The 16,320-nt window shown below is 57.8% G+C and carries 20 protein-coding genes; 8 read left to right on the plus strand and 12 right to left on the minus strand.

Translation table 11 applies throughout. The annotated features are described in order from the left end of the window. Positions 1-49 precede the first annotated feature (49 nt). Positions 50-436, plus strand: coding sequence for a DUF2946 domain-containing protein (locus EIY71_RS14895; RefSeq protein WP_085746172.1), 387 nt, complete (start codon positions 50-52; stop codon positions 434-436). Positions 437-529: 93 nt separating this feature from the next. Further along, positions 530-2,662, plus strand: coding sequence for a TonB-dependent siderophore receptor (locus EIY71_RS14900; protein ID WP_085746171.1), 2,133 nt, complete (start codon positions 530-532; stop codon positions 2,660-2,662). Between the two features lie 114 nt (positions 2,663-2,776). Here EIY71_RS14900 and EIY71_RS14905 read toward each other — a convergent pair whose 3' ends face one another. The 3 genes from EIY71_RS14905 to EIY71_RS14915 form a co-directional block, all read right to left on the minus strand. Next, positions 2,777-3,793 (minus strand): ABC transporter substrate-binding protein, encoded by a 1,017-nt coding sequence (locus EIY71_RS14905; RefSeq protein WP_102687071.1) that lies wholly within the window; start codon positions 3,791-3,793, stop codon positions 2,777-2,779. A gap of 128 nt (positions 3,794-3,921) precedes the next feature. Further along, positions 3,922-4,119 (minus strand): hypothetical protein, encoded by a 198-nt coding sequence (locus EIY71_RS14910; RefSeq protein ID WP_102687070.1) that lies wholly within the window; start codon positions 4,117-4,119, stop codon positions 3,922-3,924. Next, a complete protein-coding gene (locus EIY71_RS14915) occupies positions 4,116-4,586 on the minus strand; it encodes a hypothetical protein (RefSeq protein WP_007950541.1) in 471 nt (156 codons plus the stop codon). The genes EIY71_RS14910 and EIY71_RS14915 overlap by 4 nt, the downstream gene beginning before the upstream one ends. Positions 4,587-4,994: 408 nt before the next feature. Between EIY71_RS14915 and EIY71_RS28740 the strand changes: the two genes are divergently transcribed. Both EIY71_RS28740 and EIY71_RS14925 read left to right on the plus strand, forming a co-directional pair. After that, positions 4,995-5,258 (plus strand): hypothetical protein, encoded by a 264-nt coding sequence (locus EIY71_RS28740; RefSeq protein WP_102687069.1) that lies wholly within the window; start codon positions 4,995-4,997, stop codon positions 5,256-5,258. A 39-nt stretch (positions 5,259-5,297) separates the two neighbouring features. Beyond that, positions 5,298-5,534: a DUF2789 family protein gene (locus EIY71_RS14925; RefSeq protein ID WP_039767041.1), complete on the plus strand. Its 237-nt coding sequence runs from the start codon at positions 5,298-5,300 to the stop codon at positions 5,532-5,534. Between the two features lie 6 nt (positions 5,535-5,540). Here EIY71_RS14925 and EIY71_RS14930 read toward each other — a convergent pair whose 3' ends face one another. From EIY71_RS14930 to EIY71_RS14940, 3 genes are all read right to left on the minus strand, one after another. Continuing rightward, a complete protein-coding gene (locus EIY71_RS14930; protein ID WP_039767042.1) occupies positions 5,541-5,744 on the minus strand; it encodes a hypothetical protein in 204 nt (67 codons plus the stop codon). A gap of 113 nt (positions 5,745-5,857) precedes the next feature. Beyond that, positions 5,858-7,462 (minus strand): methyl-accepting chemotaxis protein, encoded by a 1,605-nt coding sequence (locus tag EIY71_RS14935; RefSeq protein WP_134022140.1) that lies wholly within the window; start codon positions 7,460-7,462, stop codon positions 5,858-5,860. A gap of 228 nt (positions 7,463-7,690) precedes the next feature. After that, positions 7,691-8,095 (minus strand): TraR/DksA C4-type zinc finger protein, encoded by a 405-nt coding sequence (locus EIY71_RS14940; protein WP_039767046.1) that lies wholly within the window; start codon positions 8,093-8,095, stop codon positions 7,691-7,693. Between the two features lie 409 nt (positions 8,096-8,504). Here EIY71_RS14940 and EIY71_RS14945 point away from each other — a divergent pair, with 409 nt between their 5' ends. The 3 genes from EIY71_RS14945 (at position 8,505) to EIY71_RS14955 (ending at position 10,944) form a co-directional block, all read left to right on the plus strand. Continuing rightward, positions 8,505-9,110 (plus strand): glutathione S-transferase, encoded by a 606-nt coding sequence (locus tag EIY71_RS14945; protein ID WP_134022142.1) that lies wholly within the window; start codon positions 8,505-8,507, stop codon positions 9,108-9,110. Positions 9,111-9,112: 2 nt separating this feature from the next. Beyond that, positions 9,113-10,216 carry a DNA alkylation repair protein gene (locus EIY71_RS14950; RefSeq protein WP_134022144.1) on the plus strand — a complete coding sequence of 368 codons (1,104 nt, stop codon included), beginning with the start codon at positions 9,113-9,115 and terminating at the stop codon, positions 10,214-10,216. Positions 10,217-10,326: 110 nt separating this feature from the next. Beyond that, positions 10,327-10,944: a LysE family translocator gene (locus EIY71_RS14955; RefSeq protein WP_085746164.1), complete on the plus strand. Its 618-nt coding sequence runs from the start codon at positions 10,327-10,329 to the stop codon at positions 10,942-10,944. Between the two features lie 95 nt (positions 10,945-11,039). Here the strand turns inward: EIY71_RS14955 and EIY71_RS14960 are convergent, their stop codons facing one another. Then, the gene (locus EIY71_RS14960) at positions 11,040-11,696 is read right to left on the minus strand and encodes a DUF2931 family protein (protein WP_134022146.1); all 657 of its coding nucleotides are present in this window, start codon (positions 11,694-11,696) and stop codon (positions 11,040-11,042) included. Further along, positions 11,696-13,237, minus strand: coding sequence for a phospholipase effector Tle1 domain-containing protein (locus EIY71_RS14965; protein WP_102687065.1), 1,542 nt, complete (start codon positions 13,235-13,237; stop codon positions 11,696-11,698). The genes EIY71_RS14960 and EIY71_RS14965 overlap by 1 nt, the downstream gene beginning before the upstream one ends. Before the next feature lie 172 nt (positions 13,238-13,409). On the opposite strand from EIY71_RS14965, the gene EIY71_RS14970 reads away from it, so the two are divergent. Then, the gene (locus tag EIY71_RS14970) at positions 13,410-13,766 is read left to right on the plus strand and encodes a hypothetical protein (protein ID WP_102687103.1); all 357 of its coding nucleotides are present in this window, start codon (positions 13,410-13,412) and stop codon (positions 13,764-13,766) included. A 67-nt stretch (positions 13,767-13,833) separates the two neighbouring features. Here the strand turns inward: EIY71_RS14970 and EIY71_RS14975 are convergent, their stop codons facing one another. The 4 genes from EIY71_RS14975 to EIY71_RS14990 all read right to left on the minus strand — a co-directional run bounded on the left by EIY71_RS14975 (position 13,834) and on the right by EIY71_RS14990 (position 16,301). Next, positions 13,834-14,196, minus strand: coding sequence for a DUF6124 family protein (locus EIY71_RS14975; protein ID WP_129973196.1), 363 nt, complete (start codon positions 14,194-14,196; stop codon positions 13,834-13,836). 417 nt (positions 14,197-14,613) lie between these two features. Continuing rightward, positions 14,614-14,943 carry an antibiotic biosynthesis monooxygenase gene (locus EIY71_RS14980; protein WP_129973195.1) on the minus strand — a complete coding sequence of 110 codons (330 nt, stop codon included), beginning with the start codon at positions 14,941-14,943 and terminating at the stop codon, positions 14,614-14,616. Next, positions 14,940-15,935 carry a zinc-dependent alcohol dehydrogenase family protein gene (locus tag EIY71_RS14985; RefSeq protein WP_134022148.1) on the minus strand — a complete coding sequence of 332 codons (996 nt, stop codon included), beginning with the start codon at positions 15,933-15,935 and terminating at the stop codon, positions 14,940-14,942. The genes EIY71_RS14980 and EIY71_RS14985 overlap by 4 nt, the downstream gene beginning before the upstream one ends. Positions 15,936-15,998: 63 nt before the next feature. After that, on the minus strand, positions 15,999-16,301 hold the full coding sequence (locus tag EIY71_RS14990) for a helix-turn-helix transcriptional regulator (protein WP_007950555.1): 303 nt from the start codon (positions 16,299-16,301) through the stop codon (positions 15,999-16,001). Positions 16,302-16,320: the final 19 nt, after the last annotated feature.

The following is a 16,320-nucleotide window of genomic DNA, read 5'->3' on the forward strand; positions in this document are numbered from 1 at the left end:
CATTTTTCCATGTGCACGACCGGTCGGCGGTGCGGTAAAGTGCCGCCCCATGAAATTCACCCGTACCGATCGCTCACTGCTGGCCTGGATGCTCTATTGCTGCGTCCTGTTCAACGTGTTCGCCTGCAGCATCGGTCACGGACAAATGGTCGGCATGCAGCTCAACGGTATCGGCGGCCAGTTCTGCGCCGTCGACCCGAGCACCCAAGCGCCGCTCGCCTCGAGTCCCGCCGAAGAAAAACTGCCGACTCTGGCCAAGGCCTTCGGCTGCCCGCTGTGCTCTACCGGTGGCATGGGTCCGGCATTCAACTCCAGCCTGACCCTGGCGATCCTGCCGGAACAACACAGCCCGCCGCTGCCGGTCATCGTCAGCGCCGACCTCCCTGCCCGCTTTATCTGGCCTTCGGCCAACCCTCGCGCCCCGCCCCTCGCCTGAGTGTCCTTGCCTTTTTGATTTGTCAGCCTACTGCGCCAACGCGCGGCGTTCGCCTGTGCGCTGACTCCTAGACAAGTATTCAGGATTCAATCGATGAAACAACTTACCTTGCTGGCGAGCCTTTGCGGCTGCCTGTCCGTCAACGTCTGGGCGCAATCCACCGTGGATCTGGCGCCGATCACCATTGACGGCGAGTCCGGCGTCGAACCGGGCCTGAGCCTCGACCAGTCCAGCGGCATGGCCTCGCGCCTTGGTTTGAGCGTACGCGACACTCCGGCCTCGGTGGCGATCGCCAACCGCAATGACATCGAGCGTCACGGTTCACAAAACTTTCAGGACGCGGCCAACACCTTGCCGGGGGTGAACGCCAGTGCGCCGCCGGGCTTTGGCGGGTTCGTCTCCTATCGCGGTTTTACCAGCAGCCAGATCACCCAGATGTTCAATGGCGTGAACGTTTCCGGCGGCCTGGCTCGCCCCGTAGATTCATGGATTTATGATCGGGTGGAATTGGTCGGCGGCCCCTCGTCGCTGATCAACGGCGCAGGCTCGGTCGGTGGCTCGCTGAACTACGTGACCAAACTGGCCACGCGCGACGAGCAAGCCATCGAAGGTCGGGTCAGCTACGGCACCTACGACACTACCGAAACCGCATTCGGCCTCAACCACGCGCTGACCGAACCCGGCGCCGAGGTGCAGCATTACGCGCGTCTCGACGTCAGCCACAACACCAGCAACGGCTACATCGACCGCCAAGAGCGCGATGCCTGGAGCGTGGCGTTCTCGCTGCTCAGCGACCTGACGCCGAACCTGTCGCACACCCTGGCCCTGGAATATCAGGACGAACACGAGGACAGCCCGTACTGGGGCACGCCGGTGCTCAACCCCAAGGCCGGCGAGTTGAAAATCGGCAAGCACAACCGCTTCAACAACTACAACGTCGAGGACGGCCGCTACGAGCAGCGGACCATCTGGGTGCGCTCGATCATCGACTACCGGATCAACGACAGCACCACCCTGCGCAACACCCTCTATCACCTCGACAGCCAGCGCGATTACCGCAACCTGGAAACCTATCAATACAACGCCGACAACAGCGCCGTGAACCGCTCCACTGCGTATCAGGTGCGACACCAGGGCGAGCAGAACGGCAACCAGTTCGAACTGCGCCACGACAACAGCCTGTTCGGCCTCGACACCACCTGGTCCGGCGGATTCGAGTACAAGGTCAACCAGACCACCAACTCGCCGCTGAACGTCAAAGGCGCCAGCACGGTGAACCCGAACAACTACCGACCGGGGCATTTCTATGACATTCCCGGAACGATGCCGGGTTTCGTCAGCGACAAGACCAACGAAATCACCACCAAAGCGCTGTTTGCCGAAAACCGCCTGGCACTGACTGACAAGCTCTCGCTGCTTACTGGCCTGCGGTACGACGATATCGACCTCGACGTGACCAACCATCGCACGGTGACCGCGAGTAACCCGCGCCATCTCAAACGTAGCTGGGAACCGGTCACCGGGCGCATCGGCCTGACATACCAGTTCATTCCGTCAGCCAATGTGTACGTGCAATACAGCAACGCCGCCGAGCAACCCAATGGCACCCAGGACTTCGATGTCTCGACCGGCAAGCAATGGGAAATCGGCAGCAAGTTCGACTACCTGAACGGGCGCGGCTCGGCGACAGTGGCCGCCTACACCATCGAGCGCAAGGACTTCGCGGTGACGGATCCGATGGACCCGACTAGCAGCATTCCGGTCGGCCAACAGACTTCGAAGGGCATCGAGATTGCCAGCTCGCTCAGGATCACCGACAAGCTGCTGGCCGAAGGCAACTTCGCCTGGGTCGATGCGCAATACGATGAGTTCAACGAAAAGAACGCCGCCGGCGTAGTGGTTTCCCGCAAAGGCAACACACCGACCAACGTGCCGGACCGGGTCGGCAATCTGTGGCTGACCTACGATTTCTCGCCGCAATGGCAAGGCGGGGTCGATGCTCGGTATGTGGCATCGGTGTTCGCCGACACGGCCAACACCATGACCGTGCCGTCGTACACGCTGTTTGGCAGCTTCCTCAGCTACCAGGTGGATTCGCACACCACCGTGACCGGGCGGGTGCGCAACCTGACGAATGAGGTGTATGCCGAGTTCGCCCATGTATCGCCGGCGTATTACCTCGGCTCACCGCGCACCTTTGAGCTGGCTGTGCAAACCCGCTTCTAAAAGCTTCGCGGGCAAACCCGCTCCCACAGGAATCGATGTGTTTTCAAAGCTCAGAGCACACCGAAAAACCTGTGGGAGCGGGCTTGCCCGCGATAAGGCCCGTCGTTACGGCCTCTATTTCAAATCAGCTGAAACCTTATCTGCCACATCCTTCGGCAACCACGCCTGCCACACATCCGGATGCGCCTTCATGAACGCCACCGCCGCATCCCGAGGCGCCGTGTGTTTCTCGCTCATTTCGGCCAGCGCCTTGTTCAGGTCATCAATCGGAAAATCGACCTTGCTGAAAAACTCGGCAATCTGCGGATACTGCTTCTGGAACGGCGTGGACACCCCGATCGACAGCTTAGAGGCCAGTGAACGGGTCGGTTTCGGATTGGGGTTATCGGCGTCGGTCAGGGTCTTCCAGGCCTCGGCATCAAAAGGCGGCTCTTCCAGCTGGATCAGCTTGAACTTACCGAGCAGTGGGGTCGGCGACCAGTAATAGAACAGCACCGGTTTGCCCCGACGGATCGATGAGCTGATTTCCGCATCCAGTGCCGCACCGGAGCCGCTGCGGAAATTGACGAAATCATCCTGCAAGCCATAAGCCGTGAGCTTCTGCTTGTTGACCACCTCCGATGTCCAGCCGATCGGGCTGTTGAGGAACCGTCCCTTGCTCGGGGATTCCGGGTCCTTGAACACGTCCTTGTACTTCTTCAGATCGCTGACACTGCGCAGCTCCGGCGCCAATGGCTTGATGCCTTTGGCCGGATCGCCCTTGATCACGTACTCCGGCACCCACCAGCCTTCGGTGGCGCCTTTGACCGTGTCGCCCAGGCTGACGACCTTGCCTTCGGCCTCGGCCTTGACCCATACCGGACTGCGCCCGGCCCACTCTTCGCCGATGACCTGAATGTCATTGTTGGCCAGCGCAGTCTCAAGGGTGATGGTGGTGCCCGGCAAGGTATCGGTCGGCAGGCCGTAACCCTTCTCGACGATGATCCGCAGGACGTCGGTGATCAGGCTGCCGCTTTCCCAGTTCAGGTCGGCAAAGTGGATCGGCGCCTGTGCCGCGCTCACCGCAGGCACCGCCGTCATCAAGCCGAAGGAGGTCAGGCCAGCGGCCAGCAACCGTCGAAATCCGTTCATGCTTTTGCACCTCGTGCTGTTCACAGCAATAGCAGGATGGCCTGACAGAAGACCGCAAGCCTCTGAATACTCAGTCAACTGACTGTAGACGAGGTTCCTGCTTTTTCAGGGGCATGACACGGACAAGGCTACTTTTCAGAAATTTCCTGCAGGTTCTTCAGCTCGCGTCTGACCATGCTGGCGTATTCCGCAGGCTGCAAGGCGTAGATCTGCGAGGCGACCCAACCTAACCAAGCGCCCTTCAACTCGGCCTTCGCAGTGAACAATCGACGTGCTTCTTCACGGGCGCTGTCGAGGTTCTGCAAATGGAAATCGGCGCGGCTCACTCGCTGGCCTTGAACGTCACCAGTTCGCCCTTGCGCCACTTGGCGGCCTTGGCGGTGACGGCTTTCAGGGTCTTGGTCAGGCCTTCCTGCAGTTGTTCATTGGCGGCGAACACGGTAACCGCGCTGTGGCCTTCCTTGAACACGATGGCATGGCCGTCGGCCGTGGTGACGAACGCATAGTCGCCCAGACCGTACACCGTCATTTTGATTTCGCGAAAGCGGATGTCCATCTTGCCGCCTTCACGGCTCGGCAGCACCGACGCGCTGAAATGATCACCGACCTTGAGCTTGAGGCCAGGTTTGTCATCGACCACCAATGCGCTTTCGGTGTCGATCTCGGCAACGTAAATGCCTTCGGCGTTTTGCTCGGTGATGTAAACAAAACGCGATTGAAACTGCTTGACCAGCTTTGCCCGCAAATCACCCAGCACGAACAAAGCATGCATATCGAGGTTACTGACTGCCAAAGAAACATCCCCACACTTGAAAAGAGTGCCGTACGCGAAAAGCGCGCACGGCAGTAAAAGTCGGCCAGGCCGAAGGTGTTGCACAATGACTCGAATATACGCCTGAGCGAGCGAAGTGCTCATCCAACGCGAGGTCCACAAGACTACTGGAATGCCACCCGCGAAACCTGCAAAGACATTCTCCAAATGTTGAAGGAAAACGCCTCACGGCCGGCCAGAGAAAACTGACTACGAACTTTAGGGAAAAAACTCACCAAGAAAAGCACTTTTCCGACATATCGCACGCAAAAAATTGCTTTAGATAACGCCATGCCGTCAACAGGTGTTGGCGATTCTAGAGCAGCGATGCTGTTCGCGACTACCCGCAGTGGCCAGTAAATGCGGGTCAATCCATGAAAAGGACTTCATATGTGCACTATGACGCATTTTGCCGTGACTCACGAACCTGCCTTTGCCTTGAACACTTCAGCCTTCGAGACTGTTCCTGCAATGGAGCCTTGCGGACGGGAACCGTTGTTCCAGGTAATCCCGGCGGGCAACGGCTTTTTCCATATCAGGGAAAAGTCGACGGGGCTTGTCAGAGGTTTCCGCGAGAATCACAACGCCGCCTGCGCCCTTGCCCGTTCACTGGAATCGCGAATCGAACTCCTGGCCAGCGAGCACCTCAGATAAAGAGAGTGACCGACCCCGCCATCCTTCAAGGAGTACACCATGGAACTGCCTGCCTACAACCTGACCACCCTGTTCGATCAATTAGGGCTGCCTTCGGAGGAAACGGCGATCGACGACTTCATCGAAGCCCATCCGCTGGATGCCGATACCAAGCTGATCGACGCCGACTTCTGGAGCCCACAACAGGCGCAAATGCTCAAGGAGTGGCTGCGGGCCGATGGCGAGGAAGCCATCATGGTCGATGAGCTGAATGTGCGCCTGCACCGGGGCAAGTAATCTTGATCAGTGCAGGCTGTCACCGGTTTCAGCGCTCAATTGCGCAAGCCATGCGGCCCTGCACTCTTCCGCCTCGTTACGACTTGCAAACGCAGTGCCCCGGCGTTCGCCATTGAGCAGCACCACCCAGCAGACACTTTGCCCCATCGCGCGCAGACCGGCGGGTACACCGCTGCCGATCATCACCGCGACATCGACTCTGCATTGCATGTTGACCTCCCAACTTCATTAGCAACCTAACTATGTGGGCATGTTAATGATTTGGATCAAGAGGAAACAGCAACGCCGCTGCACAGCTTAATTGCAGTTCCGGCAACAATGGCTCAGCGCGGCTTTTCCGGTTTGTAGCCCAGACGCAACCCGCCCCAGTGACGGCCCTTGACCATGATCGGCACCGACAGGTCGTGCATCAGCTCGCCGGTATCGCGGGTGTAGGTCTGCAACAACACCGGTTGCTGATGGCTGCCGCAGCGGATGCCGGTGCGGTCGGCGAATTTGCGTTTGGTGCGGTTGTTCACGGTATCGACCTGTGCATCCCCGGTCAGCGGCTGGCTGAATGCCTGATTGTGGGTCGGCACGTAACCCTGCTGCGTACAGGCGATGGCGAACACCAGGCCTTCGTGGCGCGGCAGCAACGGTTCCTGAATGGCCGGCAGCACCTGATCGGTGTAGCGATCGAAACGAGTCTGGAACTTGGCGGGCTGGGTGTCGGGAATCGGTTGATATTGGCGGTCGAACAGGTCTTCAAGACTAATGCGTCCCTGCTCGACATCGGCCTCGAACCGCGCGGCAATCTGGCTGGCCCCTTCGCGGGCGAGGTCGTAGATGCGTTGGTGATAGTCATCCAGCCCGACTTCGGCCAGACGTTCGCTGATGGTTTCCGCCTGCCCTTCCATTTGCACGGCGGCCTCGGCCAGGTGCCGGGTCTGTTGGTCGCTGATCGCCAGATCGCTGCGCATCTGCTCGATGGCGGTGAACAGGCTGTCGAGCTGTTCACGATTGGTTTCCGCGCCTCGGGCGATTTCGCCGACTTGGGTTTCTACGCCGGCAGCCAGTCGCGCGATGTTTTCCAGGTGCTGGCCGGTGTGTTCGACCTGCTCGACGCCGGTGTGCAAATCGTCGGAGAGCTGGCGGATCTGCTCCACCACCTGCGCCGTGCGTTGCTGGATGTCGGCGACCATCTCGCCCACTTCGCCAGTGGCCGTTGCAGTACGGGCCGCCAGACCGCGCACCTCATCCGCTACCACCGCAAAACCGCGACCGTGCTCGCCGGCCCGGGCCGCTTCGATGGCGGCGTTCAATGCCAGGAGATTGGTCTGACTGGCAATCGACTGAATCACCAGTGTCACGCGCTGGATGTCATCACTGCGCTGGCTCAAGGCTTCGATCAGTTCGCGGCTGGCATTGGCACGCTGGCTGAGCTGATGCATGCGCGAAATGGAATCCACCAGCTCGGTGCGCCCTGCTGCGCTGCTGTGATGGGCTTCGCTGGCAGCGCCCAAGGCTTCACGGCTGAGCTGCGAAGTGGCCTGCTCAGTGGCGATCATGACTTCGGCGTTGTTGACGATCTGCGCGGCGGCGTCGAGTTGCGATTGCAGCTTGCCGGCCAGCTCCTTGACGGAAAACGCCACGCCAGCAGCTGATAGCGCGTTATGACTGGTGGTGTAGGAAAGGTCGCGAGTCAGCTCGGACATCGCGTTACTGCTGTCGACCGGTTGCGCATCGGGAACCGCCCGGGAACGCAGGCGCGGCAGCCAGACGATCAGCACCGCCAGCGGCATGCCGACGTACAACGGCCATTCGCCCAGGCTCATTCCGGCCAGCAACAGCATCAGGGCGATGCTTTGCAGGGTCGGCGTCAGCCAGCGACTCTTCGGCAAAACAACTGGTGCAGGCAGAGCCGCAACCAGAGATCCATCTCTCGTCATTTTGTTACCCCACGCTTGTTCTCATTGTTGTGACTGCATTAAACGCCACTACAACGCCATTATCCATGGTCCGTTAGTCGTGGGTCTGTGGCAGGTCAATGGAATGGTGCGGGGACTTTCCGGCAGACGAGAAAAAGCAAAGATCGCAGCCTTTTGCAGTTCCCTTAGGAGCTGCAAAAGGCTGCGATCTTTTCGCGACGACCCGCATTGAAGGGGTCGCCTCAGGAATCAGGCCTGACGCTGGTGCTTGTCGATCTGCTCGTGACGCTCTTGAGCTTCGATGCAGTACTTGGTGGTCGGGCTGATCAGCAGGCGTTTCAGGCCGATCGGCTCGCCGCTGTCGTCGCACCAGCCGAAGCTGTCTTCCTTGATACGCTCAAGGGCCTGCTCGAGTTGCGGCAGCATGCGCTGGTCGCGATCGATCGCGTTTACCAGCCAGGTGCGCTCTTCTTCCACCGATGCGGCGTCCGCCGGGTCAGCCGGGGTGTCCAGGCTTTCGATGGCAATACGGTTCTGCTCAATGCGCTCATGGGTTTCGACTTTCATGTTCTGCAACAGCTCTTGAAAGAAAGCGTGTTGCTCGGCATTCATGTAGTCATCTGCCGGCATGGCCAGCAACTTGTCCTTTGTCATTGATATCTCTATAAAAAACGTGCATTAAGGCGAATTAGGGAGCGTTCCGGCGAACCGCCTGCGGTCATCGGAAAGGCATCGTTTATTGCAAACGCCACCCGGCACTCAATTTACGAAGGGGCGGCAGTCTAAGGCCCGTTTGAGGCCTCAGCAACTGTAAATACCGGGAATTTGTCCGACAAGGCCCGGAAACTGCTCTGACACAGGCTTCACAGCGCTCATCGGAGTGCGTTTATAGCAAGAAATTCAGTCGAGCGGCTGTATATAGAAGACAAACGTCGGACGAGCGGCGCTTTGTCGCAATTCGTTACGGTCGTTGACGGCGACAGCAGCCCTTTCCAAAGACTGACAAATCCCCCCAACCTCAGCTACGTTATGCCCTCCCCGGTTCGACTTGAAGGAACGCGTCATGAAACTGATCGGCATGCTGGACTCCCCTTACGTGCGCCGCGTGGCGATCTCCGCCAAATGCTTGGGGATCGAACTGGAGCACGATCCAGTCTCGGTGTTCCGTCACTTCGAGCGCTTCCAGCAGATCAATCCGGTGGTCAAAGCGCCGACTTTGGTCTTAGATGACGGCGAAGTGCTGATCGACTCGCCCCTGATCCTCGACTACCTCGAAGCCCTGTCCGGCAAAACCCTGCTGCCAGCCGACCTGCCGCAACGGGTCAAAGCCCTGCGCCTGATCGGTCTCGGCCTCGCCGCCTGCGAAAAAGCCGTGCAGCTCTACTACGAACGCAACCTGCGCCCGGCCGACATTCAATACCAGCCGTGGGTCAAACGCGTCGAAGGCCAACTCGCCGCCGCCTTCACCGCCCTTGAACATGAACTCGAAAAACACCCACTGCCCACCGACGGCCCTCTCCAGCAGGACGGCATCACTCTCGCCGTCGCCTGGAGCTTCACCGGCCTCGTCGTCCCCGACCAGATCGACGCTCAACGTTTCCCGCGCATCGCCCAATACACCGCGTACGCCGAAAGCACCCAGGCGTTCATCGACACCCCGATGACCTGACCATGAGCGCCACCGAAACCGCCGCCCCGGCCCTCAAAGAAATCTTCAACGCCGAACGCCTGCAACACATCGCCACAGAAATGAGCGCCGTGTACCCGGCGTTCAAGGCCAAGGCGTTTCTCAAGCACGCCAACGACGGCCTCGCCGACCTCTCCGTCATGCAACGCATGGCCCGCGTCAGCGAAAGCCTGCACCACGTGCTACCGCTGGATTACGCAGATTCCCTCGCTGTCCTGCGCGAACTTGCCCCGCGACTGAACAGCGGCTTCGTCAGCATGTGCCTGCCGCACTACGTCGCGTGCTACGGCGCGCACGCGTTCGACACTTCCATGGAGGCCCTGAAATACTTCACCACCTTCGGCTCCTCTGAATTCGCCATCCGCCACTTCCTTCGCAGCGACCTTGAACGCTCGCTGGAACTGATGCACGACTGGACCCAAGACGAAAACCACCACGTCCGAAGACTCGCCAGCGAAGGCAGCCGCCCTCGCCTGCCGTGGTCGTTTCGGCTGGAACCGGTGCAGGCTGATCCACACTTGGCCGCCGGGATTCTTGACCGATTGAAAGCCGATGAAAGTTTGTACGTGCGCAAGTCCGTGGCGAATCATTTGAATGACGTGACCAAAGAGCATCCGGAGTGGGTGCTGGATACAGTTGAGGGGTGGTCGCTGGAGAACAAACACACGGCGTGGATTGCCAAACATGCGCTACGAAGTTTGATCAAACAGGGGAATTCTCGGGCGCTCACAGTTATAGGCGCTGGGGCGAAGGCTGAGGTTGAATTGCTGGATGTGAAGGTGGAGCCGGCGGTTGTGCGGCTTGGGGATACGATCACTCTGTCGTTTACCGTGCGATCGTTGGTGCCAGTTGAACAGCGGTTGGTGATTGATTATGCGATTGACTATGTGAAGGCGAATGGCGGGACTTCGGCCAAGGTTTTCAAGTTGAAGACGTTGGAGTTGGCGGGGTTTGGGAGTGAGGTTGTGGCGCGGCGACAGGTGATTAAGGATTTCACTACGCGCAAGCACTATGCGGGGGTACATACGGTGCATGTGGTAGTTAATGGGGAGCGGTTGGGGAGTACTGCCGTTGACATCATCACTTAATAAGCGTCAAAAATGGTCTGCTCATCGGATGACAACCGAAAGTAGCAGGTACGTTGGATCTTGAACCGAATGATAACCTCTCCAACTACTGAGCTCGCAAAGGAACGCACATGATCGATGGTCCCGCTGTTTTGACAGTTTTTTTGGTTTACCTGGCCGGTGTCGTTATTCCAGGACCCAATTTCGTTGCGGTAGTCCACAAAGCGGTAGCTGCGTCGCGGCCAGAAGCCTTGGCCTTGGTGGCAGGCATTGTATTGGTCAACTTACTCTGGGCCACCTGTGCAATAGCAGGTATCGGCGTTGTATTTGCTGCGTTTCCTTGGGCGGCGCTGATCGTAAAAGTTCTGGGGGCCGCCTATCTGATGTGGTTTGGACTCCGACTGTTGCTAAATGCCGGAAAGACCGCGCTTGCCCCCAATAATGATGCTGCCGTCGGAAACTTTCGGCAGTCGTTCATTCAGGGAGTCATCACGAACATCGGCAACCCAAAATCCATGGCCTTCTACGCCGCTATTTTCTCAGCGGCAGCCCCCGCCCACGTGTCAACAAGCACGTTTTTGTCGATGCTGGCAGTCGTAGTGGTGGTTTCAATGACTTGGTATGGAATGGTCGCAATCGCTCTTTCGCAACCTGACATCGCGTCAGCGTATCGAAGGAGGAAAAAAGCTATTGATCAATTATGCGGTGGTTTGATTTTGTCTCTGGGGATACGGCAGCTTGTTCAATAAGTCAGGGAGGAATGCGGGCAGATTTAAAAATGGGACGCATCTATTTATCAAAAGAGCCGCCCTATCTTTTCCGACTCGCCTCCGTTTCCCAAGAATTACCAACTGCCATACGGAATGCCGAATTTGTCGATATAACGCTTGGATTTTTCACTGACCGGATAGGCGTAACGTCCTTGGTTCTTACCCTGACTAGGCCCTAACGGCTCAATCTCTGCTTTCGCCCGAGCGACCTTGATCGCCTTATGACACGAGTTTTTAACCCAAGCCTGCACCACCCCGCCGGGCGCCAGCCCCAAGTAAACCGACGCCATAAACCGCGCCTCTCGTTCAGGTGTTTGCGGGCAACGTTTGCTGGTGGATTCCAACATCAATTGCCTGGCATGTTCTGGAATATCCACCCAGGCTTGCCAGGTTTTCTTTTCAACGATTGACTGCCATCGAACATATATCCGAACGGGAAGATCGGCACCCACTACTCGTTTCCCGCTGCCGTCCACTATTGACCAGCCGCGAGCCGACTCGGTGCCGTCCTCTGGCTCGCCACCGGCTGCGGAGCCACCATTGGCCTTGAAGTAGACCTTGCCGGTAACGTCCTGCACAGAACTGTCCTCCACCCAAACCTGCATGTAATCAGGTTCGATGAATGCCAATTCCCACCATTCGGATTTGGGGTCGTTTTTGCCTGATAGCGGGTCAGCAGACTGGCAGCCAGCCATGAACAACGCGCAAAACAGAATGACGAGTAATTTCATTACCAGAGCGTCCAGTCAGGTACGTGAGGATGTTGTACGCGAATTGAGTCTGCGGTAGGAGCATTGATATAGACCGCGCTCATTCCGCTGCCATCTCTGCGGCCAAGGGGGTGGTTCCAGTTTGCGGACGTGTGAATGTACTTCAGTTTCAACAGCTTTTCTTCTTGCGGAGTAACGCTGTAGTCACCCGCCAAGAACCGATCACACAACGCTTGAAGCTCTGAAGGAACAGCCAATTCCGGTGTATCCGGAATGTCTTTAAAGCGAACGCCCTTCTCTTTCGCCAACTGGTGCATCAAGCGCAGGTACACCCGGGAGAGCATGCCACTCACCGGACGTTTTAGTTGGACGGCGGCGTACACCCGTTTTAGGCGCGGACTGAGCCGATCTTGTAACGCATTAGGCAAGGGCAACGCAGCTGGCGTGACAATCTCCAGCATTTCCGCAGGCCAACCTTTGGCAAGCAACTGATCCTTCACTATCTCTGCATCACGATAAATCGAGGTTGTCACAACATCAGTATTCTGCGACACGTCCAAGCTTTGCATGGGGCTGACGAGTACATTCTCTTGTGCTTCTTCGAGGTAACCACCACCAAGGTCGGAATGAACTCCCGGTAAAACGATTTCCAAATGATCGGGCTTGACGCGACTCAAAGCGAAATTCGCCCGGCATTCATCGCGGGCAGTCAGCTGGACGACATCAGAGAAATAGCGACGATCCAGGTACAACCTGATGCCAGTGGCAACAGGGCTTTTGATATTGCCCAGATTTGACCATCCGGCAATCGAGGGTACGGTGTCGAACAGACCAATGAAGCCCATGTTGATGCTGCTTTTGTATTGATCATTGAAAGTAGAACTGAATCCTCTCGCACTACTGCGCATCACATCCCCAAGAGGGCCCTGCTTTCCGCGTGCAATTTCATTGGCAAAATGCCGAGCGGCAGCAGCTCCACGGCTGAAACCGAACGTATCGAATGTCAGAGAAGTAATTTCGCTCTCAGGATGGCTAGCCAGTACCCCTTCAATACGCAGTTTGATCTCTGAAAACGAAAGCTGAACACGACCTGCAACCCCCGTCTCACCTCGACCAGTGCCGGCCCCAAGCGTGCTGTCCTCCATGCCTGAGCGAGTACCGATGCCCTCGACATACACCATGCGAAAGGCTTGCTTCTGCGAGCCGTCTCCTTCGGCTTTCTGAGGTGCGTAATACAAGTCACTCAGTTTCTGCACATTGCTGGTGTCGTTACCGTAGCTGCTGTCCGGATCTTTCATGAACGGCTTACAACTGGCATCAATATCTTGAGCCGCAATCGGATGATGAGCACCACACAGAAGCCCGGCCGCAGCATTATTGGCATTATTCCCCGTCCCATCGAAGAACACTCCGATCCGCAGGGCTATGCCGATTTTTTCACGTGCCGATGCCGGTTCCTTCCCGTGTTTCTCATACTCAGCCCAACGCTGGGCATGAATATCGACGGGGTCGGTTCCTTTGTTGCGATAGTTTTTAGGCGGGTTGGGAATGTAGCCACTCAATCCTTGATTCCTTCTTCTGATCCTTGAAGAACGGGCCGAAGGGTGACAGCGGAAATCGGGGGGCGCAAGGCGTGGCCGCGTGCCAGCACCTGGCGCTCTTTCTCCCTGCCTGCAATGGTGGCGCCGAGCCACGAATGATATGGTTCAGCCTCAAAACCAGGGACGACACCTCGTGCACAAACAATGTCTGGCAGCAGCAGTAACCTTCGCCATCAGTTTTTCCGCCCTTGCCTCTCCTGTGCCGCAGGAAGAGCTAGAAGAGTGCCAACGAATAGAAAACTCGGCCAAACAGGTCATGAAAACCAGGCAGCAAGGCGTGCCCATGGCTTCGGTGATGGAACTGGCCGAAGCGGCAGGTAAGCAGAACGAGTATGTGGGTGAGGTGTTCAAGTCGTTGATTCGCGAGGCGTACGAGATTCCTCAATACTCAAGCGAGAGTTTGCAACAGAAAGCGATCAGCGATTTCCATTCCAATTTCTACAAGGCTTGCATCGTGACGGCGGAAAAGAGAGCAAACGCCAACGGTTGAGCTTAACGAACAAAAAAGGGAGCAGATTCAGGTAGTGAATCTGCTCCCTTTTTACTGAAATACAGCCTTAAGTTTTCAGTTCGACGTTATCCAACGCCTGATTCACCGCCAATTCCCCGAGCATCACAATCTGCGCAATCCCTATCGCAGTCTTACGGTGAGAGGGCTCCAGCGTGGCCGCAAAGTTGTTGAGCATCTCGCTGGCCGAACCGAGGGATTCACTGGCGTTGGCGAGCAGTGATTCGGTGTCGTACGCCGGATTCGCCAAGTACATCGGGTCGTGCTTGTGGTGACTCCCCATAATCCGTTGCTGCGGAGTGAGGTAATGATCGAGCGCGCGTTCGGCGGCTTCGTTCAGGGTTCGGGAGTCGGGGAATCTGTAGGGTGAAACCGGATCGGTTTCCGGGGGGTTCGGTGTCGGTTTGATCATGGTGAAACTCCTGATTTTGATTAGGAGCTACCAGCATCACTTGCAGATGATGGGTGGCAGCCATGTGCGGGTCTGCAAGACCGGGAAACCAGGCACCCGGCAGACCCGAGGGTCTCCCGCACAAAGCCGCCATTGCGCGGGCGCGAACGAGCGTCCTTTTGGCAGGCTGTGCGACTGGTTTTCCGGCGGGCTTGCAGACCCGATCACTGATGGGCAGTGACGGGAATCAAGTTACGGTCGGGGGGCCAGACGCACAAGCCGGCGGATTCTGTCTTAGGTGTAGGGGACGGCGCAAGGCGCTGTGGGCATCCGGGTGTGACAGCAGGACTGATTTAAACAACCAAAGCGCAGAGCGTTTAATTCCGGACAAAAGCCGGACTGTCACCCAGTCCGGCGCCCTCATCACAAACGCAAGTTTCAGTTTCCGGGCCAAAGAGCCCCATCATCTCCACCCGCAGTAAAAGCCGCCCCCTCAATGTGATAAACCTGCGGCGCCTCCGAAAAATACCCCTCCAGCCCCAACATAAAGACCCTGTGATCCTCCCCCGCCTCAAACTCCGTATGAGCCTCAAGAGACTCCCACCGCACGATCAAATTGAACCGCTCCGGCGTTTCAATCCCCTGCGCAAGCATGTGCCCGCCATACCCATTCGCGCGGCGGAGCAAAGCCGCAACCTCGGCAAATGCACCTCTGAACTCATCAACACGTTCTTTATAAACGGGCAACAAAGCGATCTCATAAATCATGACGCATCCCCCGCAGAACCCGCCCGAAGCGACGGCTCAACCGCAATCGCGATTTTCCCTTGAAGACCGTTGTTGGGACTTTCCAACCGAGCATGGGCCAGCGCAATCTCCGCAAGCGAATACACCGCGCCAACATGTGGTCGCAGTTGACCGCGCTCCACCAGGGCACTCAATTCATCGAGCTTGCCGCGGTTCTGGCGGGTGAACACGAAGTGATAGCTCGCGTTCTTGCCCCAGGCTTGGACGAGGTTTTGTGGCCGGGCGATGTCGACGATCGAGACCACGCGGCCAAGTTGTGCGAGGGCGTCGGGGCTGCGCGACAGGGTGTCGCCGCCGATGGTGTCGAATACCACGTCCACTCCGAGGCCATTGGTTTCTCGCAGGATGGCGTCGACGTAGTCGCCCTTTTCGTAGTCGATGATCACATCGGCGCCCATACGGCGGACGAACTCGGCGTTTGCTTCGCTCGCGGTGGTGAACACTTTGGCGCCCATCGCTTTGGCGAGCTGGATGGCGACGTGTCCGACGCCGCCTGCGCCACCGTGGATCAAGATGCTCTCCCCCACTCTGAGCGCCGCCCGCACGATCAGCGCTTCCCACGCCGTCCCGCCCACCAGGCTCAAGCTGGCCGCTTCGAGGTGGCTCAGCGAGGAAGGCTTTTTGCCGATGATGCTGGCGGATGCGACGTGGTACTCGGCATAGCTGCCGGGGCCGTCGAAGATTTGCGGCGTGTACCAGACTTCATCGCCCGGCGCGAAAGCCGTCACGCCGGGGCCGACCGCTTCGACTACGCCGGAGACGTCATGTCCGGTGATGGCCGGCAGTTGCACCAGATCCTGATAGTCGCCGCGTCGGACTTGATAATCCAATGGATTGATCGAGGTGGCGTGTACCCGGACCAGCACTTGCCCCGCTTTCGGCACGGGCTTGGGTACGTCGCAAAGTGTGAACGATTCCGGGTTGCCAAATGATTCAAGCAGCATCGCTTTCATGTTGAATCCTCGTATCGATAATAAGGGATATCGAGATATCTCGATATCATGCGGTAAATTTTTTTACAGCTCTTTCCCTATGACCTCGGCCAAGGCGCTGATGTTGGCTTCATTGCGCTTGTAGTAGGTCCACTGACCGATGCGCCTGACTTCAACCAGGCCCACACGCTGCAGCGTTGCAAGATAACCGGACACCGTTGACTGCGAGAGTCCGATGCCCTCTTGAATACTGCTCACACACACGCCCACCGTGTGAACGTCGCCCTCGTCCTGCGGAGGGAAGTTCTTTACGGGGTCTTTCAAGCCTTTCAGGATTTCAAGCCGTACCGGGTTTGAGAGTGCTTTGAATACTTCGATCAGGTCCATGCGGCGAGAATATCGAGAT

The sequence above is a fragment of the Pseudomonas sp. CH235 genome, from assembly GCF_004368175.1.
In the GTDB taxonomy this organism is placed as follows: Bacteria; Pseudomonadota; Gammaproteobacteria; order Pseudomonadales; family Pseudomonadaceae; genus Aquipseudomonas; species Aquipseudomonas paraglycinae.